This window comes from Hymenobacter gummosus, from assembly GCF_003970915.1.
In the GTDB taxonomy this organism is placed as follows: Bacteria; Bacteroidota; Bacteroidia; order Cytophagales; family Hymenobacteraceae; genus Solirubrum; species Solirubrum gummosum.
The window spans coordinates 90,548-115,684 of sequence record NZ_RXOF01000004.1 but is presented as its reverse complement, the minus strand read 5'-3'; the positions used below and the strand labels follow the sequence as shown (position 1 = coordinate 115,684).

Below are 25,137 nucleotides of genomic sequence, written 5' to 3'. Positions count from 1 at the left end.
ATATTCTATCAGACATCAGCCCGTGAGATGCCTCGGCTGCGCCCGGCATGACGTTCTGTTTTGCTTGCCCTAATCATCCTCTTATGCCTTACCGCAGTGGTCGTTTGCCGGTGTTCGGATTCTTTCGTCGCCTGATTGGGCGCGACCGGCAGTTTCGGCAGGCCATTGCCGCCATTACGGGCCGCACGCCCGGCAACGTGCGCCTGTACCGGCTGGCCTTTACGCACGCCTCGCTGGTGCGGCAGCAGGGCCAGACGCGGCACCTCTCGAACGAGCGACTGGAGTTCCTGGGCGACGCCGTGCTGGGCGCGGTGGTGGCCGAGTACCTGTTCTTGAAGTACCCCTACGAGCCGGAGGGCTTTCTGACGGAAATCCGTTCGCGCATCGTGAACCGGGAAAGCATGAACCAGCTGGCCCTGAAACTGGGCCTCGACGCGCTGGTGCAGCTGGACCCCGGCCAGAGCCGCTCGGCCCGCTCGCGCTCCGTCAACGGCAACGCGCTGGAGGCCCTGGTGGGCGCCATCTACCTCGACCACGGCTACGAGCAGGCCCGGCAGTTCGTGCTCAAGCGGCTCATCCGGCCCTACGTGGACGTAAAAGCGCTGACCTCGACCACGGCCAACTTCAAGAGCAAGCTCATTGAGTGGGCGCAGCGGCACGGCAAAGCGGTGCGCTACGAGCTGAACGGGGAGCAGCGCAGCGGCGGCGTGATGGAGTTTTCGGCCACGGTGCTGATTGACGAGGAGGCGGTGGCCACGGGCATGGGCCTGTCGAAGAAGCAGGCCGAGCAGCAGGCGGCCGAGCGGGCGTTGGCGGCGCTGGGCGTCTGAGGCAGAGAATATTCTGACTGCATTAGGATTTGTTACTTCGGACTGTATATTAGCGGCGGCTAATGCGCTTGCGCAGGAGCCGCTACGCCCCTTTACTACCCACACCTATTGTTGTCATTCGGCGCTGCTTGCCTATTCTGGCAAGTGGCTGGGCTATGCACTGCCGGATGACGCGGTTGTCTGATTCACTTTCTGGTCTGCTATGAAACGTACTGCCCCTTTTTGGAACACCCTTGGTGCCGGCCTGATTCTACTGCTGGCCGGTTGCGGCAAAGACCCCGACCCCTGCGCCAAGCAGCATCCTACCTCGGCCGCCTTCCGGATGGAGGAGGAAATAAGTTTGCAGGCAATACCAGGCCGTACTCGTCGGTTTCGCGTCGACACCATCGGGGCCACGGGTATGATTCCCATCTTCCTCACGGCTGAGGACAGCACTGCCGATTCGTATGAGTGGCAAATAGGATCGGAGGCCAACCCGCGCCGCGGCCGTCAGATTGAATTAAGATTCCCGCAGGCTGTGGGAGCGGTGAATATTCGGCTGACGGTGCGCAAGAAGCCTACTACCGGCTGCTTCCCTAACGACTCCGGCGTGGACGTGCAGCAGAAAGCGTTAGTGGTGGTAGACCGGGACCGGGTGCCTGTTATCGGGGTATATGAAGGCTATAACCTGTCAAATCCAACCAACCGTTTTCGGGTAACGATTGAGGAAAACGCTATCCTGAACTTGCCGCAGGGTTGCCGTTATGATTTGCGCAACGAATTTATTTTAGGTTCCATGGGTCTACATGCTTTCAGTCAAGTATTCTCGCCAGAGTACGGAGCAGGAGCATTAAGGGGATGGGCCGAATTAGATTGGAATAGCAGAAATGTATTACGATTCGACTATGAATACAATGACCCCACGAAGCCACTCAGTACGAGCCCCAGGCTTCATGATACGTTCGTTGGCACAAAGGTGCAGTAGATAATTTACACAACCATTTTCGTTTTTTCACCCATGAAGCAATTGTATACATTGCTGCTGGCACTGCTATGTTCCGGCTTCGTCCAAGCGCAACAGTATTGCGTCGACCAAATACGAACAGTTACTACAGAATGGAATAATTCTCAAAGCTCTAATACATGGAACTGGACTACGCAATTTTATAACGATGTCTATATCAAAAATAGACCTGCCCCCACGGTAATAGCGTCTCCATTTCATAATCCATTCTCAACCGGACAGAATCAGAATATATTCCATTTTCAGAATCCGGTAAACAAAGACAATGGTCCAATAGACGGTTGGGAGTTATTGGTAAAGGATTTTGGAACTGGTGTAAATTTTCCGGCTACTGGTGTCAGTAATCCGTTCTTTGCTTTATATAATCGTTACAGCGCCACTGTACGCGTATTTTATCTGGTTGTGGACCCGATTAGTGGCACAAACAATGGTGCTGCGGTAACGATGGAGTTTGATAGAACATCAACAAATCAGTCCGCGTTGCTTGCTCACGCTTCGCCGATTATCAATGCCACGGACCGATTCTCAAAATCGATGTCCATGACTACACCAAATCGTTATACAAACGAGGCAGATTATTGGCTGTTTGCTGACTTTCCTGTGGCTTATGATCCTTGTACGTGCTTGTTTGCCTCGCGCTTACGTTTCACCTTTTCACTCATTCAAACCACTAATGCCAATTTGGAAGTCGTACTTAATGGAACCAGTTACGCACGGCAAATAATAAAACAAGCACCTAACGGGGTTGATGCCGGCATTCGCTCATCAGCGCTTAGGTGGGTGGATGGATTAGTAACGTCAGGGGTAAGCGGCTATAAAGATTATTCCGGTTTCCAAACAGGCATCAACGGCATTGCTGATTTTTTGTCGGCTACCAATGGTTTGTCCACCAAGCAAAAACAGGAAGCCCAACTGTTCAGCAACTTGATGCAGGTAGGCCAAACCATCCCGTATCTGGGCGGCCTGATGGGCGTTCTGGATTTTCTTACCGGCGGTGGGCGCCGTACCGCCAAGGATGCCAGTGGAGTAGCAGCTTTTGAGGCTAACCTGACCCACAAAATTACCGGCAGTGCTACCGGAGAACTAAGACTAGATATCCCACGGGGGGACCGGATTGTGAAGACCCCGGGCTCCCAGCAGGTGGGTACGGCGGCCGTGCCTGCCTACGACAACGTACTGGGGCTGTTTGCGCTGCTGGAAACGCCCAAGGTGGAATACGTGCAGTACGCCCGCGACTACAGCCAGCCGTACCTGGGCTACGAATACCCGAACCCGGACTATGACCCGAACTGCGTACCGACGTACGACGAGTACGGCGGCTCCAGCTGTCCGGCGGAATATAACTTTTCGCACGTCGGCGTGTACGACTACTGGCTTAAGCAGTACAAGCTTTCCAGGGACCTGAAATTCGCCATCAATCCGGCGGCCCGGCTTGTCTTGAAAGAATTGTCGTTTGCCCTGGTGGCCGACGGCAGCGAGGCTGGCTGGGGCGTGCCCGTGGCTGCTTCGTTCACCGACCCTTCGCCCTACGCCGACGAAGCCGAACGGCTGAAGAAGATGGGCTACGAGCAGGAAACGGATAAGCGGGTGCGTACCGTCTTCTTGCCGGCGGGCTGCGTGACGGAAACCAGTCTGACGATGATGTCGCCGGCTACCTACACCATGCCGGCGAAGGATGCCAAAATCTACCTGAAAGTCCGGGCCGTGTTCAAACGGCAGGATGCGCAGGCGGGCGACCAGGATGTGATTTATCTGGCTACCTACCATGCTGACGTGGCACGCTCCGGCAACGACCCGGGCAACCTCAAGTTCCGGCAGGAGATGGATGCCAATCAAACCCCGAGCCAGGGCAAATACCACTACAAGGCCACTGCTATTCCGCTGCCCTTGCCGGTGTTGGTGGGCAACAACTGCCGGAACGTGCCGGCGCAGACCGCCGCCCAAATCAAGGAGTTTTGCTCGGACGCGAAGACCTATAACCCAGTAGCCGTAACGCGGCCGACACTGGGCCAGCCGGCGGCTGCTCCCGCGGCCCAGACCGCGCCCGTGCTAGCCTGCTTCCCCAACCCGGCCAGCGAGTCGGTACGCATCAGCTACCAGCTGCAAAGCAGTACGTCGGTGAAGCTGTACGTGCTGGATGGGCTCGGCCATGCGGTGCAAACCGTAATGGAAAAGCCGGAGCAAGCCAGCGGGGAATACACGCAGACGCTGGACGTGAGCAAGTTGCCGGCCGGGCTATATAATTGCGTCCTGGAAACCGGACAAGGCCGGAGCAGCGTGAAACTGGCCATAACCCGGTAAGGGCGCGGAACTGAGCACGGGCTGCGCTGGTGCACCGTGCCGCACCCGTCAACAATGCAGCCGTCCTGCCTCGGGTGGGGCGGCTGTATTGTTGGCGGGCACAACCCGACTCCGCCATTTCGAGTTACTTGCAGGACCAACTCCAACCACCCTGCCCCTAGCTTATGCGACTTGCCGGCGCCGCCCTGAACCAGACTCCGATTGATTGGGACAACAACCTGCGCACCATCCGCGAGGCCATTGAGCAGGCCAAGGATGCCCAGGTGGAGCTGCTCTGCCTGCCCGAGCTGTGCCTGACGGGCTACGGCTGCGAGGACCTGTTTCTGCACGACTGGCTGAGCGAAACCGCCCTGCAGCACCTGCAGACGGTGCGCCAGTGCTGCACCGACCCCAATATGGTGGTGTGCGTGGGCCTGCCCGTGCGCCTGCAGGGCCGCACCTACAATACCGCCTGCGTCATCCGCAACCGGGAAATCCTGGGCTTCGCGGCCAAGCAGTGGCTGGCCAACGACGGGGTGCACTACGAGCCGCGCTTTTTCACCTCCTGGCGGGCTGGTACCATCGAAACCTTCGACTTCGGGGGCGAGACGTTCACCATCGGCGACCTGACCTTTGAGCACCAGGGCGTGACGTTCGGCTTTGAAATCTGCGAGGATGCCTGGCGCCCGGCCCAGGACCGGCCCGCCGGCCGCCTCAAGGAGCGCGGGGTGCAGCTCATCGTGAACCCCTCGGCCTCGCACTTCGCCATGAGCAAGACCGATGTGCGCTACCAGCTGGTGCTCAAGGCCTCCCGCGACTACCAGGTGACCTACCTCTACGCCAACCTGCTCGGCAACGAAGCCGGCCGCATCACCTACGACGGCGAAATCCTCATTGCCCGCAACGGGGAGCTGCTCAAGCGCAACCAGCTGCTGAGCTACAAGGATGTGGACCTGGAGTTTGCCGACGTGGATTTCGCCACCGAGCCGGCCGTGAAGCAGGACATAACCCCGCTGCCCACCCCGGATGAGTACCGGGAGCTGAACCAGGCGCTGAGCCTGGCTTTGTTCGACTACCTGCGCAAGGCCCGCAGCAAGGGCTTCGTGCTGAGCCTGAGCGGCGGAGCCGACTCCTGCATGTGCGCCGTGGGCGTGGCCGAACTGGTGCGCCTGGGCGTGGCCGAGCTGGGCGTGGAGGGCTTCATGCGCAAGGCCGGCGCCTACACCGAGAACGAAATCCGCTTCGCCGTGGAATACCGGCAGCTGCCCGGCGGGCCGGTGCAGGAGCGGCCCAAGGAAACCGACGCCGGCCGCGTACAGGGCGCCTCGCACCCGGGCGTGCAAACCACCGGCAACGAAAACCGCACCCTCAACCAGCAGCTCACGCGCCGCCTGCTCACCTGCGCCTACCAGGGCACCGTCAACTCCTCCGACGACACCTACCTCTCGGCCAAGGAGCTGGCTGACGATACTGGCGCGGTGTTTTTCAGCTGGGACATCGACCAGGAGGTGAAGGGCTACACCGGCAAAATCGAGCACGCGCTGGGGCGGGAGCTGAGTTGGAAAACCGACGACCTTACGCTACAGAATATTCAGGCCCGGGTGCGCGCCCCCAGCATCTGGATGCTGGCCAACGTGCTCAACTGCCTGCTCATCACCACTTCCAACCGCTCCGAGGCCGCCGTGGGCTACTGCACCATGGACGGCGACACGGCCGGCTCCATCTCGCCCATTGCCGGCGTCGATAAGGCCTTCGTGAAGCAGTGGCTGGTGTGGGCCGAGACGGAGCTGAACTACCCCGGCCTGCACCGCGTCAACAACCTGCAGCCCACGGCCGAGCTGCGGCCTCTGGAAGACAAGCAGACCGACGAGCGGGACCTGATGCCCTACCCGCTGCTCAACCGCATCGAGCGGCTGGCCTTCTACGAGCGGCTGAGCCCCCAGCAGGTGCTGGCCCGGCTGGAAGGTGAGCTGGAAGACGCCGACGTGGAGCAGCTGAAAGTGTACGTGCGGCGCTTCTACTCGCTCTGGAGCCGCAACCAGTGGAAGCGCGAGCGGTACGCCCCCTCCTTCCACCTCGACGACTACAACCTTGACCCGCGCTCCTGGCTGCGCTTCCCCATCCTCAGCGGGGGCTTCGCGGCCGAGCTGGGGGCGCTGTAACGGCTGCCCGGTACCGCGCCGGCTGGCCTGTCGAACAGCTGAAGCTCAGAGCAAATTTTTTGCTTTGAGCTTCAGCTGTTTATAAAATAGTCTGGATGGGTGCCGCAAGTTTTCGGGCCGGATGCGGCCTAAGCTGCTGTACGCCCGGAATGCGGGGCGGCGCCCGAAATCAGAGCCGGGTATTTTGCTCTGCTTCTATCCCTCGCCCGCCGGTGTACTCCCTTTCACTGCCCGCTGCCATTGAGCCGCCAACCAGCCGTCTAGCGCCGGCTGTTGCGGCCGACGCCGAGCTGCTGGCGCGGCTGCAGCAGGGCGACGAGGTGGCGTTCCGGCACTTGGTGGAACAATACCAGAACCGCATTTACCGCATCGTGCTGGCCCTGCTGCACTCACCGGAAGAAGCCGAGGACGTGGCCCAGGAGGTGTTCGTGGAAGTATACCAGACCGTGGCCCGGTTTCGGGGCGAGGCGGCGCTGAGCACCTGGCTGTACCGGCTGGCTACATCCCGGGCCCTGAAACACCGGCGGCGGGCCCGCGCCCGGAAGCGGCTGGCCTACTTCACCAGCCTGCTGGGCTTCAACAACGAAGTGCTGCACGAGGCGCCTGACTACGCCCACCCGCAGGCCCAGCTGGAAGGCCAGCAGCAGCTCCAGGCCCTGCAGGCGCACATTGCCCGGCTGCCCGAGCCGCAACAGGTGGCCTTTACGCTGCGCCACGAGCAGCAGCTGAGCTACGCGGAAATAGCCGCCGTGCTGCAGACCAGCGTGCCGGCCGTGGAGTCGTTGCTGTTCCGGGCCCGGCAAACCCTGCGCAAATATCTTCAGTCCGCATTTCGCCATGCCTGATACCACCCCGCCCCCCCCCGGCGCCGATGAGCAGTGGGAGCAGCTGCTACACCAGTGGCGCGGCCAGTGCGCCGCCGCCCAGCCCCAGCCGCACTTCTATGGGCGGGTGCGGGCGCGGCTGCCGCGCGCAACGACCCCTCCTCGGCCCTTGCTGCCGCAGTGGCTGCGCTGGCCGGCCTACGCGGCCCTGCTGGCCACCCTGGTGCTGGTCCTCAGCGGCGACTCCGCCGCCCTGGGCTCCGGCCCGTACGATGCGCGCCCTGCCGCCAGCCCTGGCCGCTGAGCCGCGGCTGAGCGTCAAGTCGATTGTCTGAGTACTTTTGAGTCTTCCTCGCTTTTTCGTCACGCACGCTGCTTATGCTTGCCTACATTCCCTGGGACGTTTCGCCCATCATTGCCCAGCTCGGGCCGTTTGCGCTGCGCTGGTACGGCCTGCTGTTCGCGGCGGGCTTCATCATCGGCTCGTTTATCCTCACCCACATCTACAAGGCCGAGAAAGTCTCGCCGCGCTGGGTCGACGTCATTACCATCTACATGCTTATCGGCACGGTGCTGGGCGCCCGCCTGGGCCACGTGCTGTTTTACGACCCCGACCACTACCTCTCCAACCCGCTGGAAATCCTGAAAATCTGGGAGGGCGGGCTGGCCAGCCACGGCGCCACGCTGGGCATTCTGCTGGCCGTGTGGCTGTTTGCGCGCAACAACAAGTTCGATTACCTCTGGGTGCTCGACCGCATCGTCATCGTGGTGGCCACCGGGGGCATGTGCATCCGCCTGGGCAATTTGATGAACTCCGAAATCATCGGCAAGCAGACCGATGTGCCCTGGGCGTTCAAATTCGTGCGCTACAACGAGATTCATAACACCCGCGGCCCCATTCCGCAGGAGCTGCACCATCCCACGCAGATCTACGAGGCCTTGTTCTGCCTGCTGCTGTTCGTGCTGCTCTACGCCCTCTGGAACCGCTGGAAGGCCAGCGCCCCGCGCGGCTTCCTGTTCGGTTTGTTCGTGACCCTGCTGTTCTCCTTCCGCTTCCTGGTGGAGTTCCTGAAAGAAAATCAGGAAGGCTTCGAAAGTACCTGGGCGCTGGCTCCGCTCAACATGGGCCAGGTGCTGAGCATTCCGCTGGTGCTGGTGGGCCTCGCGGTGCTCTTCACCGCCGGCCGCCGCCCCGGCCGTCCCGAAGACGCCCCCCGCGACCTGGGCCTGGAAGCCCAGCCGCAGAAGCCCCTGCCGGTGCAGATGAAGCGCTAAGCCGCTACAGCCCCAACAAAAAAGCCCGCCGGAGCAATCCGGCGGGCTTTTTTGTTGCTTGCTATTATCAGAACGTCATGTCGAGCATGTCGCGCATCAAGCGAGGATCGAGACATCTTGCTTGATAGTAACTTCTTCGTTGAACGAGGATTTTACTACCTGTCAGCAGCACGCGAGATTGGCTGCGCCTTCCTTCGGGTCCTTGGCTAGGCTCGGAATGACCTTCCTTTGGCTCGTTCTGCTACTACTCAGCCGAAGGGCGGCGATTCACGGCGTTCAGGTCTTCAAAGGCCTGCTTGAGGCGGGTTACGAAGGTTTTTTCGCCTTCGCGCAGCCACACGCGCGGGTCGTAGTACTTCTTGTTGGGGGAGTCTTCGCCGGTGGGGTTGCCGATCTGGCCCTGCAGGAAGCCTTCGTTCTTCTTGTAGAAGTTCTTGATGCCGTCCCAGAACGCCCACTGCAGGTCGGTGTCGATGTTCATCTTGATGGCGCCGTAGCCGATGGCCTCGCGGATTTCCTCCTGCGAGGAGCCCGAGCCGCCGTGGAACACGAAGTTGATGGGACGCTCGGCTTCCAGGGCGAACTTCTCGCGCACGTACTCCTGCGAGTTTTTCAGAATGACGGGCTGCAGCTTCACGTTGCCGGGCTTGTACACGCCGTGCACGTTGCCGAAGGCGGCCGCGATGGTGAAGCGCGGGCTCACTTTCAGCAGCTCCTCGTAGGCGTAGGCCACTTCCGAGGGCTGGGTGTAGAGGCGGGCCGAATCCACGTCGGAGTTGTCGACGCCGTCTTCTTCGCCGCCGGTTACGCCCAGCTCGATTTCCAGCGTCATGCCGATTTTGTCCATGCGCGCCAGGTACTCCTTGCAGATTTCGATGTTCTCCTCGATGGGCTCCTCCGAGAGGTCAATCATGTGCGAGGAAAACAGCGGGCGGCCGTACTGGGCGAAGTGCTTTTCGCCGGCTTCGAGCAGGCCGTCGATCCACGGCAGCAGCTTTTTGGCGGCGTGGTCGGTGTGCAGGATGACGGGCACGCCGTACAGCTCGGCCATCAGGTGCACGTGCTGGGCACCCGAAACGGCGCCGGCAATGCTGGCCTGCTGCTTGTCGTTGGGCACGCCCTTGCCGGCGAAGAACTGGGCACCGCCGTTGGAGAACTGGATGATAACGGGCGAGTTCAGCTCGCGGGCCGCTTCCAGCGTGGCATTCACCGTGTCGGTGCCGGTGACGTTGACGGCGGGCAGGGCGAAGCCTTGCTCCTTGGCGTAGTCAAACAGTTGTTGTACCTCGTCGCCGAAGAGGACGCCGGCGCGCAGGGTGGAAACGGCAGTGCTGCTCATACTGTGAAGAATGTGGGGGAAAGTACCGCCCGTGGGCGGCGGGGTCAAGGGATAAACAAAAGTAAGCGGCGGACGGTGCCGGTCCCAATCATTTCGGGCCGCAGTACCATCCGCCGCGCGCAAACAGGTGACCCTCGGTTTATAGAACGGTCATCCTGAGCAGAGCGAAGGACCTTCCTCGCCCCCCGCACCGCCGCTAGTGCCAATGCGCTGACGCCAACCCGGCAGAACGATAAAAGCGCAACCACTACCAGTTGCGGTCGTGGGTGCGCTTTTATTTCCCGTTACCGAAAAAGCGTCGGCACGTTGGCATCAGCGGCGGTGAAGGGGGCGAGGAAGGTCCTTGGCTGCGCCTTCCTTCGGTTCGCTCTGCTCAGGATGACAGACGTTTTTGCCTACTACTGCCCCAGCTCGTACCGAAACAGGTTGCCCTGCTCGGTGCTGATGATAAGCGTGCTGTTGCCCTCGAACACGGCGCCTTCGGTCTGGCCGGCGCCAGGCAGCTTCACGGTGCGCGGGGTGGTCTGGGTGAAGTTGCCACCCGATACGGGGCAGAGAAACAGCTCCTCCCGGCCCAGCAGGGCCAGGGTGCGGCCGTCCGGGCTCAGGGCCGCGTCGGTGACTTCGCCGTTAATCGAAATCTTACCCAGCAGCTTAGCCTGCTGCTTGTCCGGGCCATCGGCCTGCAGGCGGTACACTTTGCAGGTGCTGCCTTGGCCGCGGTCCTTGGTGAAAAGGTAGATGCCGCCTTCGTACCACAGGGAAGCTTCGCAGTCGAAGTTGCGCTCCTTTTTGCCGGGCGGAAATTCTTTCTGGTCGGGGTAGGTGAAGCGGATGCTGCGCGGCGCCGCGCTGGGCTGGCGCGGGTCGAAGCGGTAGATGGTCAGGTCGCGCCGGTCGTTGTTGTTGTTGCCGCAGTCGCCGATGTAGAGCACGCCCTGCGCGTCCTGGGCCAGGGATTCCCAGTCGACCTGCCGCACGCCGGGCACGGGCAGGGACTTGACCAGGCTGCCGTCGAGGCGCACCAGGTACAGGGTGGGCTCGGCCCCGTCGTCGCCGTGGGTGTAGAAGGTGCCGGCTTCGGGGCCCCGGGCCAGGCCGGAGCTTTCCTTGACCTCGGAGCCCATGTGGCCGGTTTTGGTGAGGCCCGCAATGGGGTTCATCAGGGTGGTTTTCTTGCCGCCTTTCTTGCCGCCGCCGTCCTTTTTGCCCTTGCCTTTGCCGTCCTGGGCCTCGGAGCAGGAGGCTGGCACCAGCAGCGTCAAACTCAGCAGGCCCGCCGCTATTCGGTTCATATCAATCATACTTCCGTGAAAAAAGCCCGGCCGCCGGGGCGGTCGGGGGTAGGGGAGGTATACGGAGAACGGGGTAGCCGGGTCGGCGGAGCAGGGTGAAATGCGGGAACGAGGGCCTTCAAAATATACCCGGGGCCGTCTGAAACGCGGCTGCCTGCGCCTGGAAGCGGGCCAGCAGCCTCCAACGTTTCGCCGCGGGCGTCAGAAGCGTCGCCGCGAGTGGCCGGAACCTGCCCAATAGGGTCCAATACGTTCCCAAGAGCGTCCGATACGTTCCCAACAGCAATGTATCGGCCTTGGGATGTTGTAAAGGGCATTGCGGACCAACAGGGGCTGGCGCCGGTTTAGCCGTCGAAGACGGCGTAACCGGTGCCCAACATAAGGCAGGCTTTCAGCCTGCGTCCGGCGCCTGGACGAGCGGAACCGGCCGATACAACACCGTTCCACGCAGGTTGAAAACCTGCTTTATTTCCGGCACCGGTTACACTCGCTTCGCTCGCTAAACCGGCGCCAGCCCAACCCACGGCTTTACTTCTCCGGCACCGGGTCGTAGCCGAAGCCGCCCCAGGGGTGGCAGCGGCCGATGCGGCGCAGGGCCAGCCAGCCGCCGCGCCAGGGGCCGTGGCGGTGCAGGGCCTGGGCGGCGTAGGCCGAGCAGGTGGGCTGGTAGCGGCAGGTGGCCGGTTTCAGGGGCGAAATCAGGTGGCGGTACACCCACACCAGGGCCAGGAAAAGGTACTTGAACAGCGCGGACACGGCGGGGCGAAGCGGGAAAACGGGGCGGCGGAAACGGGGCGGACCCGAACGGGCGTTAGGGCAACAACGCCGGGCTTCGTAAGTTTGGTTCGGCGTTGCCCCCGCGGGGGCAAGTTGCGCCGTTTCACTCACTTATTCCCCTCTCAATGCTTAACCGTACCTGGCTGAAAGGCCTGCTGCTGGCGCTGCTGCTGCCCGTAGCGGCCCGCGCCGACGAAGGGATGTGGCTGCCGCTGCTCGTGAAGCGGCTCAACCACGCCGACATGCAGAAAAAAGGCCTCAAGCTCACCGCCGAGGAAATCTACGACGTCAACAACGCCTCCCTCAAGGACGCCATCGGCCAGCTCGGTGGCTTCTGCACGGGCGAGTTTGTGAGCAGCCAGGGCCTGCTGCTCACCAACCACCACTGCGGTTACGACGCCATTCAGAGCCACAGCACCACCCAGAACAACATCCTGCAGAACGGCTTCTTTGCCGCCACCAAGACCGACGAGCTGAAAAACCCCGGTCTGTTCGTGGACGTGCTGGTGCGCATGGAGGACGTGACCGGCAAGGTGCTCGAGGGCATCACGCCGCAGACCACCGAGCTGGTGCGCTCGGCCACCATTCAGCAGCGGCAGCGCGAGCTGGCAGGTGCGGCCAAGGAAAACGGGCAGTACGTGGCCTACGTGCGCGACTTTTTCGGCGGCAACGAGTACTACCTGTTCGTGTACCAGCGCTTCGGCGACGTGCGCCTGGTGGGCGCCCCGCCCGAGGCCGTGGGCAAGTTCGGCGGCGACACCGACAACTGGATGTGGCCCCGCCACACCGGCGACTTTTCCATGTTCCGGGTGTACGCCGACAAGGACAACAAGCCCACCGCCGGTTTCCAGGAGGGCAACCGGCCCTACGTGCCCAAAAAGCACCTGCCCGTGAGTTTGCAGGGCGTGAGCGAGGGGGATTTTTCGATGGTGTTCGGCTTCCCGGGCCGCACCCAGCGCTTCTTGCCCGCCGCCGGCCTGCAGATGATGCTGGAGCAGACCAACCCCGCCCGCATCAAGCTGCGCGACACCCGCCTCAAGCTCTGGAAAGAGGATATGGACCGTGACCCGGCCCTGCGCCTGGCGTACGCCTCGAAGTACGCCAACATTGCCAACTACTGGAAGTACTACATCGGCCAGAACGAGGGCATAAAGCGCCTCAAGACGGTGGACCAGAAAAAGGCCGAGGAAGCCGCCCTGCAGCAGTGGATTGCGGCCGACGCCACCCGCACCGAGCAGTACGGCAAGGTGCTCACCGACATCGACCGGGCCTACGCCGGGCTGCGGGAGTACAACCTGAGCAGCCAGTACGTTAACGAAGCCGCCTTTGGCACCGAAATCATCACGCTGGCCGCCCGGATGCAGCGGATTTACTCGGACTTCAAAGGCGCCGGCACGGTGGCCCCCAACCCGGACGCCGCCCGCCGCGCCGCCGAGGAGCTGAAGGAGCCGGTGGCCGAGCACTTCAAGGACTACAGCGCCGCCACCGACAAGAAGGTTTTCGCCGCCCTGCTGGCCCTGTACATGCAGGACGTGCCCAAGGACCAGCAGCCCGAGGTGTTCCAGACGATTGAGAAGCAGTACGGCGGCTCCACCCAGAAGTACGCCGACTACGTTTTCGCCAATTCCTTCCTGACCTCCAAGGCCAAAACCGATGCGTTCCTGGCCGCGCCCACGCTGGCCAAGCTGGAGGCCGACCCCGGCTTCAAGACCTACCAGTCGATTTACACCAACTACATCCAGAACATCCTGCCGAAAATGCAGGCGCTGCAGGCCGACCTGGTGCGCGCCAACCGCCTGTACGTGGCCGCCCTGCGCGAGAAGAACCCCACCAAGGTGTACTCGCCCGACGCCAACTCCACCCTGCGCCTGAGCTACGGCTCGGTGCGCGCCTACAAGGGCCGCGACGCGGTAAACTACAACTACTTCACCACCGCCCAGGGCATCCTGGAAAAGCAGAACAACGCCGACCCCGAGTTCGTGGTGCCCACCAAGGAGGAGCAGCTGCTCCTGGGCAAGGACTACGGCCGCTTCGCCGACAAGGACGGCACCCTGCACGTGGCCTTCATCACCGACAACGACATTACCGGCGGCAACTCCGGCTCCCCGGTTATCAACGGCCGCGGGGAGCTGATCGGCCTGGCCTTCGATGGCAACTGGGAAGCCATGACCGGCGACCTGGCCTACGACCCGGAGCTGAAGCGCTGCATCAACGCCGACATCCGCTACGTGCTCTGGTGCATCGAGAAGCTGGGCGGCGCCAAGCACATCGTCGATGAAATGACCATCGTCAGCAACGGTCCCAACCCCGGCGCCGCCTCGGCCGCCGACCCGGTGGGCGGCTCCGACGCCAAGCCCGGCAAGATGAAGGTGAAAACCAAGAAGAAGGGGAAGGAAGCCGCGTCGATGTAGCTCGTTTGGCCACTTGTTGCGGCTTGCCGGCCGACATAATTACATGCATCAAAAAAGCCCCGATACGCGACGTATCGGGGCTTTTTTAATGTGCCTTTAGCAGCTACTTAAAGACCGGGGAAGAAGGCTGGTAATTAATGATAGAAGAGCTTTTCCTCCTTCATAATCCGCCAGTACTTCATCATTTTGCTCTGCTCTTCCGAGTTTTTGTAATCCGTAATGGTACCCCAGTTCATAATGGAGCAGTCCTGTTCGAGGTGTACTATTTTTTCGGGCGAATTAGCAATAATCCGCATAGAGTCGACTTCGCAGTTGTTCTCTTTCAGGTTGGAAATATCGGACGTGGAATAAAAGGCCATCAGGCCAATAAGGGCAGTAATATAAACGGGCTTGTACAGCCGCTTGAGGTGATACAGCAAGTAAATAGAAGACGTGCCGAACAGGTACACCAGCGCCAGGGTAACGGGCATGACACTATCGCGGCGCACAATGTAGGGCCGGGCCGAGCGGTAGCCGCCTAAGGGCAGCAACAGGATGTAGATGGCGGATAATATCAGCAGCCAGCGGGCCGCGGTAAGAATGCGGGCCGAGGTGACCGTATTGAAATTCCGGCGGATAATGCGGGTGTTAATCAATACCGCAAGGACCAGCAGCGGGAAGGCCGGCTGCCGGCCCAGTTCAATCCACATGCCCTCGTAGAGCTTGCTGTACCGCTCGCCCAGGGTGACGGTGGCAATATTCTCGATGTTGTAGGTGCCGATGTAGAGGGAATACATGCCGCAGAGAATAAACCAGCCCAGTTGCCAGAGCACCGCGCGCGGAATCAGCTTGACGGCTTGCACGGCGCGCGGCACAAAGCCCGGCAGGGACTGGGCCTGGAAATTGCGCCACCACAGGTACAACAGCAGGGAGCCGCACATCATGCCTGCCACCGCGGGGGTAAGCGGGCCGTTCAGCGCCAGCACCACGGCCAGTACGGGCAGCACGATATGCCAGGCCCGGGAAATGGGCGTAGCGGCCGGGGTAAACAGATTGCGGTAGAAGGGAATAAAATAAACCAACAGCAGCGTCAGGGGCAGGGCGTAGAAAATGGTGTACGTCAGGGCGCGGTCGATAATACCCATTTGGTCATGGTAGCCCGCCGTCTGGAAAAGCGGCGTTATCAGGATAGCGGCGAGCAGGAAATATTTAGGATTAAAAGCAAACTGCTCGCTGATATAATAAGCTAGTAAGGACAGTAGGGCTATCTGAATAATTATTTTGGCAATGGCGCTGGCCATATACGTGCTATATATCGGGTCGACAAAAGCTTGTAAGGCCAGGGGCACATTGTGCATGTACAGGTACAGGGTTTCGTGCGCGAAGTAGCGGTTGGGCCCCACGTAGGATTCGCCTTTCAGAAGGGCCCGAAGGCCAAACGGCTCATCCAACACCTGCTGGATCCAGATGCGCGGCAGCACCAGCGCCACCATATCCCCGTCGTGGGGCACGTTGAGGTGCTGCACGTAGGAGTAGCCCAAATCGAGCAGCAGCGGCAGCAGCAGCAGCCAGTACGCGTGGCGCCACAGCTTGCTGCGCAGCGTGTTCGAAGCCGGAGCAGCGGTGGGGGCCGGTGCGGCGGGGGCGCTGCGCGCGGTCCTGGGGGCCCGAACCAAGGGCGCTATGGCCGGAGCACTTTCCGCAGCTGCCCGGGGCACCGCGGCGGATTCTTGCTCAAGCAGGGCCTCAATTTCGTCCGCCTCCACCGGGACGCCGGCCGTCAGCTCTTCGGCGCCGTTGGCCGTCAGCACCAGCGTGTTGCCGATGCAGGCGCTTAGGCCTTCGGCGGCAAGGTGGATGCTGGGGGCCACGGTGAGCGTGGCGCCGGCGGGCAGCGGCTCGCGGCCGAAAGCCTGGGCGCTGCCATCCGGCTCCACCGCGGGGCGGGTGTACTGCTGCAGGTAATAGGCCGGCCCGTAGCGCTGCAGCTCTTCCGGCGTAAACAGGCCCAGGCCCTGCAGCTCGCTGAGCAGCAGCGCGTCGCCGTGCTGCTGAATGTCGTGCGGGCTCAGGCCGGCCCGGGCGTAGCTGCCGACGCCCCGGCTGACGCGCAGCACGGCGTCGTACACGGCCCGCTGACGAGGGGAGTACTGGCCGTCGACGGGGACGGTACGCGTGACGAAGACGGGGTACAGCTCGTCGGCTACGGCCAGGTGCACCTGCAGTAAGTCACCAGCGCGGCCGGCCTGGGGCGGCGCGGCGCGGCGGGCGTCGGCGGCTGCGGGCTGCAACGACAACGTCCAGGCAAGGCTGGTGCGCGCGTATTCGTGCGCCAGCTCGGCCTCCAGCTGCCGCGCCGTGAGGCCGGGCTGCACGGCGCCCAGCAGCCGGTGGAAGCCGGCCGTGGCAAACTGCGCGGCGCGGCGCAGCTGCTCCAGCTCGGCGCTGGTTTTGGCCGCCCGCAAGGTGTTCAGCAAAGGCGCTAGGGGCTGGTAATCGTGCCGCGGATACTGCCAGCGGCACCAGCGCGCAAACTGCTCGGCGGCGGGCAAGGACGCCCCGGCGCCGCCAAAACCCTCGCCGCCGCTAAGGTAGAGGTGCTGCGCGGCGGGCGCCAGCCCGGCAAACACGTTTTCCAGCTCATCCAGCCAGTGCACCGTGCCGATGCCGCTGCGCGCCGCCGCGTCGGCCGCGCTCAGCGGGGCCGTACGCCAGGCCGCCGCCCGCTCGATAAACAGGATTTCCCGCTGGCGCGGCTCCGGGTGCTGCGGAAACAGCAGCAGGCAGGCGCTGGGCTGCGTCAGGCCCGTGAGCCAGTACAGGGCATCGGGCTGCCCGGGCAGGGCGGGAGTTCCTGGGCCGGGCAACGTATTGTCGGCAAAGCATACGGCAATGGAATCCGGCAACAGCTGAGCGGTCAGGCGTTGACGGTTCTGAGCAACGAGGTCAATAAGGGACATACGCTGGGTCGGCAGATAATGCAGCGTCAAAGCTAAGACAGAAGCATGGCTTGTCGGTGCGGGCCGATGGCCAACGGCGGGCCGGAAGTCGATATTTCGGCGGCCACCCGGCCGGGGCCCAGGCGGGGAGCCGATGCCCGGCAGAGTCGGGGGCTGCACCACGCGGGCGGCGCCGCCGAACGGGCCAGTGCCCCGGCGGCAACAACCACCGCCGGATAGAATTATTTTCAGCCGGAGTATGCCTGTTTGTAGGAGTAACCGATAAATTTGTTCAGCCTGATTGCCCCAGTCCCGCCTATGCGAAAACTATACTTTGCTGCCTCTTTCTTACTGCTTTGCACCGCCGCGGCCCACGCCCAGGGCAACGGCCCCGGCATCCGCGGCGGCCGCGCCGCCGCGCTGGGCAACGCCTCGGTGACCTTGAGCGACGTGTGGGCCATCGGCAACAATGTGGCCGGCCTCGGCCAGCTCACCCGCGCCGAGGTGGGCCTGTACGCGGGCAACCAGTTTCTGGTATCGGGCCTGAACAACGCCGCTCTGGCCGCCGCCGTGCCCCTGGGCCGGCAGCCCGACGGCGCCACCGCCAAAGCCGCCCGTCACGGCGTGGTGGGCGTGGAGCTGCAGCGCTTCGGCGGCAAGCTCTACAGCGAGCAGCGCGTCGGCCTGGGCTACGGCTACCGCCTGGGGCTGGTGAGCATCGGCGCCCGCGCTGATGTGCTGCAGGTGAGCATCGAGGGGCTGGGCAGCCGCCGGGCAGTGGCTATGTCGCTGGGCGGGCAGGCCGAGGTGATTCCGCAGAAGCTGACCTTCGGAGCCTACCTCTACAACCTCAATCAGGCCAAGCTGGCCGAGTACCAGGACGAGCGGGTGCCCACCGTGCTCAAAGCCGGCCTGAGCTACCGGGCCTCGGCCAAAGTGCTGCTGCTGGTGGAAACGGAAAAGGACGTGGAGCAGGACGCCGACTTCAAGGCCGGGCTGGAATACCAGGTGATGGACGCCCTGACGGTGCGCGCCGGCGTGGCCACGCTCACCGAGCAGGCTACCGGCGGCGTAGGCCTGCGCCTGGGCCGCCTGCGCCTCGACTACGCCGCCGGCTACCACAACAGCCTCGGCCTGAGCCAGCACCTGGGCGCGAGCCTGCGCCTAGAGCCCAAAGCCCAACCCCAGCCCGCCGCCCAGCCATGATGCCGCGCCTCAACTTCACCGGGCTGCGGCCGATTGCGAACGGTAGGGGAGTGGCCCGCGCCGCCGCGCTGCTGACGGCCGGCCTGCTGCTGGCCGGCTCGGCCCGGGCCCAGGTGCAGGACTACCCGCGCCCCCGCCCCGACCTCGACAAGCTCATCCAGGAGCTGTTTGCCGAGCCCGAGAGCGACCAGGTGCCCTACGAGGACCTGTACGAGAACCTGCTGCAGTTTCTGCAGACGCCGCTGAACCTGAATACGGCCAACCGCGAAGAACTGGGAAGCTTGCTGCTCCTGTCGCAGACGCAGATAACGGCCCTGCTGGAGCACCGGCAGCTCAACGGCCCGCTGCTGGCCCTCTACGAGCTGCAAACCATCCGCGGCTTCGACGTGCGCACGATTTACCGGCTGGCGCCCTTCGTGACGGTGGGCACCACCGACCCGAACGCCGCCCGCGGGCCGCTGTGGCAGCGCATCTGGCAGGAAGACAACAACGCCCTGTTCCTGCGCTACGAGCGGGTGCTGCAGCAGCGCACGGGGTACACCCCGGCCGTGCCCAACAGCAACGGCGACCTGCCCACGCGCTACCTCGGTTCCCCCGACAAAATGCTCGTGCGCTTCCGCACCAGCCACGCCCGCGACTTCTCGGTGGGCTTCGCGGCCGAGAAAGACGCCGGGGAGCAGTTTACCTGGGATGCGAAAACCCGCCGCTACGGCTTCGATTACTACTCCGCCCACTTTGCCCTGTTCGACCGCGGCCGGCTGAAATCCGTCGTCATCGGCGACTACCAGCTGCAGTTCGGGCAGGGGCTGCTGCTATCCTCGGGCCTGCAGGTGGGTAAGGGCGCCGAGACGATAACCACCCTGCGCCGCTCCAACGTGGGCGTGCGGCCGTATTCGTCGGTGCTGGAAACCGCGTTTTTCCGCGGCGCGGCGGCCACCGTGGCCATTACCCCGGCGCTGAAGCTGACCGGCTTTGCTTCCCGCAAGCGCATCGACGCCACGCTGCGCACCAGTGACGTGGTAGACTCCCTGCGCCAGGCCGACGACTTCAACGAGTTTGCCTCGGGCTTCATCATCACCGGCTTCCACCGCACGCCCACCGAGCTGCAGAACCGCCAGAGCCTGGGTGAAACCGTGACGGGCGGTGATTTGAGCTTCGCGCCCGGCAACGGCCGGCTGAACCTGGGACTGACAGCTGTGAACACCCTGCTGAGCCGCCCCCTGCAGAAGCGCGCCGAGCCCTACAACCTCTACGAGTTCAGCGGCCGGCAGAACCTGGCTACCAGCCTGCACTACGGCTACGGCTGGCGCAACCTGAGCCTGTTCGGCGAAACGGCCCGCAGCAGTAGCGGCGGCCTCGGCACCATCAACGGCCTGCTGGCCAGCCTGGGCCCCACGGTGGACGCCTCGGTGCTCTACCGCCGCTACGACCGGAATTTCCACACGCTCTACGGCAACGCCCTGGGCGAAAATACCCGCAACATCAACGAATCGGGGCTGTACCTGGGGCTGAAAGTGCGGCCCATTGCCCGCTGGGAGCTGTCGGCCTACTACGACCAGTTCCGCTTTCCCTGGCTGCGCTTCCAGGCCGGCGCCCCCACCAAGGGCTACGACTGGCTGGTGCGCGTGAGCTTCGCTCCGAACAAGACCAGCCAGCTCTACGCCCAGATCCGCACCCGCCTGAAGGAGTACGACGCCGACGGCACCCGGCCCATGCCCGAGCCGGTGCCCGTGCTGCGCCGCTCTCTGCTTCTGTTCTACGACACCAGTCCGACGCAGAACCTGAGTTTGCGCACCCGCGTGCAGGGCGTGCACTACCGCGAAAACGACGGCCCGCAACGTACTGGCTACCTGCTGGCCCAGGACGTGACGGTGCAGCCCTGGCCGCGCCTGCGCCTCACCGCCCGCTACGCCCTCTTCGACACCGACGATTACGACACCCGCCAGTACGTGTACGAGCAGGACGTGCTCTACGCCTTTTCCATCCCGGTGCTATACGGCCGCGGCACCCGCTACTACGCCCTAGCCGAGTACAAAATCAACCGTCGCCTCACCCTATGGCTGCGCTTCGCCAACACCCGCTACCGCAACCAGAAAACCGTCGGCTCCGGCCTCGACGAAATCCAGGGCTCGGAACGCTCCGATGTGAAAGCCCAGCTGCGGGTGGCGCTGTAAATCACGGGTTTTTCCGAATTACACGGATTTCCTAAACGATTGGTCCGGCCCTCTGGTGAGTCACCAGTGGGCCGGACCAATTGAAGCTACGGCGTGGCCGTCAGCCGGGCTTCGGCGCAGCTGATGCGCAGGGTTCGGCCGCTTTCCAGGCCCAGCCGCAGCTCGTAGTCGTCTGCGTCGGTGGGCAGGTAGGCATACCACAGCTGCTGGTCCAGCGCGGACGGCTGCCCGGCGTCGGGCTCGGTCACGTTCAGCTTGTCGACGCGGAGGCACTGCAGCGTGAGCTGCGCCGGCAGCTTGGGGCTAGCACCGGCTTTGCGCTGCCACTGCACGGTGAGGCCGCGCGTGGCCGCTTGCTCGGTGTAGCCCGCGTAGGCGTAGTCCCGGTCGAGGCGGTACAGCTGCGGGCCCAGCCGGAAGGCCGCGTCGCCCTGCAGGGTAAAGTTGCGCTTGAGCGGCGCATCCTTTTGCCCAGGCTCATCACGATGCCGCCGCCGCTCAGCAGCTCGTCGACGCTCCCGGCAATGTGGGTGGCGCGGGCAAACAGCTCCTTTTCGGTGGGTACGCGCAGCTGGGCCGCGGCGGGGAGCTGCCGGTTTAGCTGCTGCAGCAGGCGAATGACGCGTCCAGCCAAATCTTGTTCTTCCTGCGTGCTAAAGGCTTTCCATTGCTCCTCGGTTTCCAGGGTCGGGTTGGAAGGCGTTTTGGGCTCAAACTCCAGATAGCGGAAATAGCCAAAGTCAGCACTGTTGCGCACGGCCTGGAAAGGCGGTTGGGGCTTTTTCAGCACCGCATCAATGGCCTGAAACTGGGCCGGCGTGATATCCTGCATCCAGTGCAGCATGTTGGGGTTAGGGTTGTTGTGGCCCGTGCGCAGGTACAGCTGCCGGCGGCTGATATACATATTCAGCGACCCATCGACGCTGTGGTACGGCCAGTCGAATACGTAGCCCGGTTTGGCCGTCTTGCCCGGGGTGTGCGGGTAGTCATTGTAAACCAGCAAGCCCATCACGGTGGAGTCTAGCGCGTAGGGCGGCATCACCGTCACGCTGTCGACGGGGTCCCGCCAGGCGCGGCGCAGGCTCTGGCCCGGGGCGGTGTGCGTCAGCAGCGGGCTGGTGAGTAGCAGGGAAATCAGGTAGTAAGTACGCATCGGGGGTAAAAAACAAAACCGGCCGGCTTCGTGGTGAAGCCGGCCGGTTTTAAAGATAAGGACTGAGGCAGCTTACAGCTTCATCAGCTTCTCCACGCTGGTGCCGCCGCCGGGCAGCGACAGGTGCAGCTGGTACATGCCGCGGCTGAGCTTGCTCAGGTCGAGGCGGTCCTGCAGCATGCCGGCGCCTTTGTTGAGCTCCTTGGTCAGGACCACGCGGCCCACGGCGTCGGTTACCTGCACGCTCAGGGTGCCGCGCACGCCGTTATCCACGTTCAGCTGGAACTCGCCGGTGCTCGGGTTCGGGAATACCGACACGCCCTGCAGCTGCTGGGCTTCGCGCTTGGGCAGCGCGTCGCGGGTGGTGCAGAATTCCAGCGACCAGCCGGTAAGGTCGCCGCCGTTGCCGATGATGATGTCCCGGACTTCCAAGGTCCAGTTGCCAAAGGGCGTGGCGTTGCGGTAGGTTTCCAGGCTGTTGACCGGACGGTGGAAGCGGTTGCGGTTGATGGGGCAATCCGTCGAGGCCAGGCGGGCCGTGTCCGAGAAGCTGGCGTTCAGGTTGGCCGTGCCGCCGCAGGGTACCGTAGCCAGCGTGATGCGGCGGTTGTTGGGGCTGTTCAGCGACAGAATCAGCTCACCGGTGTTGGGGTGCGTGATGCGCACGTTGCGCACGCGGATGGCCGAAATAACGTCCCCGGGCAGCAGCTGGGTATTGGGGTTGGTGCCGGCGGCCACAGTGATAACCGAGCTAGCCGAGGCCGAAGCCGTGGACGGGATGTTCTGCGGTACGTCGACGGCGTTGAACAGCACCGGGATGCACAGCTGCTGACCCACGAAGAACACACCGTTAGCCGACCAGTTGCCGGTACCGCAGTCGGCAATGCCGCGCACGCGCCAGTAGTAGCGCTGGTTCTGCGTCAAATCGGTGGTGGCCGTGTACGAGTTGTTGGTCAGGCCCGTCTGGTTGATGATCAGGTTGCCAGCCGGGAAGGTCGGGTCAACCGACACCTGCAAATCGTAGGAGCTGGCGGCCTGGATGGCCGACCAGGTGAAGGTGGGCCGGGGCAGGGCGCGCAGGGTGTTAGCGGCCGGGGCCGTCAGCGTGGGCGGCACGTTGGCCGAGTTGCGCACCGTCACCGTAATGGCCTGGCTTTCCGAGACGTTGCCGCCGTTGCCCTGGATGTTGATGGTGTAGGTACCCGACGTGGTGTTCGGGTCGGTGGTCAGCGTCAGGTTGGTCGAGCCGCCGGTGTTTACCGGGTTGGCCGAGAAGGCCGCCGTCATGCCCGTGGGCAGGCCCGTGGCCGTCAGCGTCACGGCGCCGGTGAAGCCCAGCAGGGGCGTCACGTTTACGGTGCAGGTGGTGGTAGCGCCCGGGCAGATGGCCGGGGCCGTGGTGGCGCAGGGGCTGGCCAGGAAGAAGCCCGGCGCAGTGGGCACCACCAGGTTGAAGTTCGTGTTCGAGAGGTCGAAGAAGATGTTGCCCGAGGCCTTCACCTTGATGCGGGCCCGCGTGGACGAAGGCACGGTGCCGGGTACCGTCACGGCTTCGCTGCCGTCGTTGGGGGTGTTGGCCAGCAGGGTGTAGGGGAAGGTCAGCCCGCCGTCAATCGAGAGCAGGATGTCCACGTTGGCGGCGTTGATGGGGGCCGCCGTGGTGTTGGCCACGTCCCAGGTTACTTGCTGAGGCACGGTGCCGCGCCAGGTCACGTTGGTGTTCGGGGCCGTTACCACGAACGGCCCAGCCGTGCCTACTACCGGTACCGAAGTGGTGTCGTATTCCACGCCGCCGCCGCCCGCGCGGTTGTCGCGCACGGTGAGGCGGAAGATCATCTGCCGGCTGTAGGTCGGCAGCATCTCCCCGATGGTGGTGGTGTTGTTCAGCAGGTCCGACAGGCGCGGGAAGGTGCGCGTGGGGTTGGTGGTGGGGCTGAACGAGCGGAAGATGGGCGCGTTGCTGGTGGCTGCCGAAGGGGCGCCGCCCGGGCCGAGGTTGTACTGCTCCCAGCAGTAGGTCAGCACGTCGCCGTTGGCGTCGGTGCCCGAGCCGGTCAGCTCAAACGGGGTGCCCTGCGGAATCACGTAGCGCGCCCCGGCCTCCGCCGTGGGCGGGGTGTTGTTGGTGGCGGTGTTGGTGGCGCAGTTGCCGGTGCCGGTGATGTGCGTCAGAATCTCGTCGTAGCTCCGGGTGTGGAAGTACGGGTCGGAGTTTTCCTGCAAGTCGTCGGTGCCGCAGATACCGGCGTAGGCCATGATGGTCGAGCCCGAGCCCGGCTCGAAGGCCGAGGTGCTGGAGCGCGTCGTGGTCGTGCAGTTGCTGTTGGCCGCCGAGTTGCCGTTGAAGGTGTGGTTGCCGCCGAACTGGTGGCCGATTTCGTGGGCCACGAAGTCGATGTCGAAGGCGTCGCCTACGGGGTTGGGCAGGCCGGTTACGCCCGAGGCTTTGTTGCCGGCGACGCACACCGAGCGCAGACGGGCAATGCCGCCGCCGCCGGTGCTGAACACGTGGCCGATGTCGTAGTTGGCCGCGCCGATGATGTTGTCGACGTTAGTCTGGTTTTCGCCCAGCATCGTCGAGCCCACGTTGTTGGTGTACGGGTCGGTCGAGCCGTTCAGGTACACCAGGGAGGCGTTGTTCGGCACCAGCTGGAAGGCCACGGCCATTTCGCTGGTGTACACGCCGCTCACGCGGGTTACGGAGGTGGTGATGCCCGACATGGCGCCCGTCACGGTACCACCCTTGGTGGCGGCGTACTCACCGGTGCAGGCCATGGCCAGGCGGTAGGTGCGCAGGGTCCCGCCGTTGGGGCGGTGGGCCAGGTTGGTGCTGGCGGTGGGCGCCAGGCGCTGCCCGGCCCCGTTGGGCGACTCCACGCCGCACACGCCCTTCACCAGGGAGGCGCGGTTGATGTCACGCTTGTAGAACACCAGGTGGTTTACCCCGTCGGCGGAGGGGTCCATAAACACGGTGTTGCTGGGCGACAGAATCATCACGTGCAGCCCGGCCGGCGACACGTCGAAGTAGGCCGTAGCCGCCGGGTCGTCGATGCCCTGGGCGGCGTAGGTCTTAATCATGGGAAACTGCGCAGCCAGCCGCGGGTGCATGATCTGGGTTTCCATCACGCGGAAGCGGCCGGAAGTCCCGTCGGGCAGGGGCAGCGACACGACGGTGGCCGAGGTGCGGGCACCGGCGCCGGCGGCGCTCATCAGCGGGGCCGAGGCCAGGGCGGCGCGCAGGTTGGCCGTCTGGATGCTCACCACCCGGTACCGGTCAAGGGCGCGGGTGGTGCGGCGGGCGGCGTCGGGCAGTTGCTCGGTTTTGGCATCAGCCCAGAGGACGCGTTGCGCCGAAGCGGCAAAGGGCGTCGTCAGGCCCGCGGCCAGCAAGCCACCCAGCAGCGCGCCGCGCAGGGCGGCACCGGTCGGGGTAGAATGTGTGCGCATAGGCAATGAAAAGTGGTTGGGTGTATGGAAAGAAGGGAAAATC

Annotated in this window: 17 protein-coding genes; 10 read left to right on the top strand and 7 right to left on the bottom strand. The window is 63.6% G+C overall.

The window, feature by feature from the left end:
- Positions 1 to 83: 83 nt before the first annotated feature.
- The 7 genes from rnc (at position 84) to lgt (ending at position 8,374) form a co-directional block, all read left to right on the top strand.
- Positions 84 to 830 carry a ribonuclease III gene (gene rnc / locus EJV47_RS08550; protein WP_126692740.1) on the top strand — a complete coding sequence of 249 codons (747 nt, stop codon included), beginning with the start codon at positions 84 to 86 and terminating at the stop codon, positions 828 to 830.
- A gap of 202 nt (positions 831 to 1,032) precedes the next feature.
- Positions 1,033 to 1,794: a hypothetical protein gene (locus EJV47_RS08545; RefSeq protein WP_126692739.1), complete on the top strand. Its 762-nt coding sequence runs from the start codon at positions 1,033 to 1,035 to the stop codon at positions 1,792 to 1,794.
- Between the two features lie 33 nt (positions 1,795 to 1,827).
- Complete coding sequence (locus EJV47_RS08540) at positions 1,828 to 4,134, top strand: T9SS type A sorting domain-containing protein (RefSeq protein WP_126692738.1); 2,307 nt, start codon at positions 1,828 to 1,830, stop codon at positions 4,132 to 4,134.
- Between the two features lie 164 nt (positions 4,135 to 4,298).
- Positions 4,299 to 6,275 carry an NAD(+) synthase gene (nadE, locus tag EJV47_RS08535; protein WP_126692737.1) on the top strand — a complete coding sequence of 659 codons (1,977 nt, stop codon included), beginning with the start codon at positions 4,299 to 4,301 and terminating at the stop codon, positions 6,273 to 6,275.
- 212 nt (positions 6,276 to 6,487) lie between these two features.
- On the top strand, positions 6,488 to 7,120 hold the full coding sequence (locus EJV47_RS08530; protein WP_243651068.1) for an RNA polymerase sigma factor: 633 nt from the start codon (positions 6,488 to 6,490) through the stop codon (positions 7,118 to 7,120).
- Positions 7,113 to 7,403, top strand: coding sequence for a hypothetical protein (locus EJV47_RS08525; protein ID WP_126692735.1), 291 nt, complete (start codon positions 7,113 to 7,115; stop codon positions 7,401 to 7,403). Before EJV47_RS08530 ends, EJV47_RS08525 begins: the two co-directional genes overlap by 8 nt.
- A gap of 74 nt (positions 7,404 to 7,477) precedes the next feature.
- The gene (gene lgt / locus EJV47_RS08520) at positions 7,478 to 8,374 is read left to right on the top strand and encodes a prolipoprotein diacylglyceryl transferase (protein ID WP_126692734.1); all 897 of its coding nucleotides are present in this window, start codon (positions 7,478 to 7,480) and stop codon (positions 8,372 to 8,374) included.
- 244 nt (positions 8,375 to 8,618) lie between these two features.
- On the opposite strand, the gene fbaA is transcribed toward lgt, so the two are convergent.
- From fbaA to yidD, 3 genes are all read right to left on the bottom strand, one after another.
- A complete protein-coding gene (gene fbaA / locus EJV47_RS08515; protein WP_126692733.1) occupies positions 8,619 to 9,713 on the bottom strand; it encodes a class II fructose-bisphosphate aldolase in 1,095 nt (364 codons plus the stop codon).
- 398 nt (positions 9,714 to 10,111) lie between these two features.
- Positions 10,112 to 11,017: an esterase-like activity of phytase family protein gene (locus EJV47_RS08510; protein ID WP_126692732.1), complete on the bottom strand. Its 906-nt coding sequence runs from the start codon at positions 11,015 to 11,017 to the stop codon at positions 10,112 to 10,114.
- 519 nt (positions 11,018 to 11,536) lie between these two features.
- Entirely contained in the window at positions 11,537 to 11,764 is a 228-nt protein-coding gene (gene yidD / locus EJV47_RS08505; RefSeq protein WP_126692731.1) for a membrane protein insertion efficiency factor YidD, read from the bottom strand.
- Positions 11,765 to 11,910: 146 nt separating this feature from the next.
- Here yidD and EJV47_RS08500 point away from each other — a divergent pair, with 146 nt between their 5' ends.
- The gene (locus EJV47_RS08500; RefSeq protein WP_243651067.1) at positions 11,911 to 14,196 is read left to right on the top strand and encodes a S46 family peptidase; all 2,286 of its coding nucleotides are present in this window, start codon (positions 11,911 to 11,913) and stop codon (positions 14,194 to 14,196) included.
- Positions 14,197 to 14,330: 134 nt separating this feature from the next.
- Here EJV47_RS08500 and EJV47_RS08495 read toward each other — a convergent pair whose 3' ends face one another.
- Positions 14,331 to 17,135, bottom strand: coding sequence for an aminopeptidase P N-terminal domain-containing protein (locus EJV47_RS08495; RefSeq protein WP_126692730.1), 2,805 nt, complete (start codon positions 17,133 to 17,135; stop codon positions 14,331 to 14,333).
- A 297-nt stretch (positions 17,136 to 17,432) separates the two neighbouring features.
- Between EJV47_RS08495 and EJV47_RS08490 the strand changes: the two genes are divergently transcribed.
- Entirely contained in the window at positions 17,433 to 18,320 is an 888-nt protein-coding gene (locus tag EJV47_RS08490; protein WP_126692729.1) for a hypothetical protein, read from the top strand.
- Positions 18,317 to 20,494 carry a ComEA family DNA-binding protein gene (locus tag EJV47_RS08485; protein WP_243651065.1) on the top strand — a complete coding sequence of 726 codons (2,178 nt, stop codon included), beginning with the start codon at positions 18,317 to 18,319 and terminating at the stop codon, positions 20,492 to 20,494. Before EJV47_RS08490 ends, EJV47_RS08485 begins: the two co-directional genes overlap by 4 nt.
- Positions 20,495 to 20,580: 86 nt before the next feature.
- Here EJV47_RS08485 and EJV47_RS27965 read toward each other — a convergent pair whose 3' ends face one another.
- From EJV47_RS27965 to EJV47_RS08475, 3 genes are all read right to left on the bottom strand, one after another.
- Positions 20,581 to 20,742, bottom strand: a complete 162-nt coding sequence (locus EJV47_RS27965) for a hypothetical protein (RefSeq protein ID WP_165903669.1) — start codon at positions 20,740 to 20,742, stop codon at positions 20,581 to 20,583.
- A gap of 2 nt (positions 20,743 to 20,744) precedes the next feature.
- Positions 20,745 to 21,647 (bottom strand): hypothetical protein, encoded by a 903-nt coding sequence (locus EJV47_RS08480; RefSeq protein ID WP_126692728.1) that lies wholly within the window; start codon positions 21,645 to 21,647, stop codon positions 20,745 to 20,747.
- A 72-nt stretch (positions 21,648 to 21,719) separates the two neighbouring features.
- Positions 21,720 to 25,094 (bottom strand): reprolysin-like metallopeptidase, encoded by a 3,375-nt coding sequence (locus tag EJV47_RS08475; RefSeq protein ID WP_126692727.1) that lies wholly within the window; start codon positions 25,092 to 25,094, stop codon positions 21,720 to 21,722.
- Positions 25,095 to 25,137 lie beyond the last annotated feature (43 nt).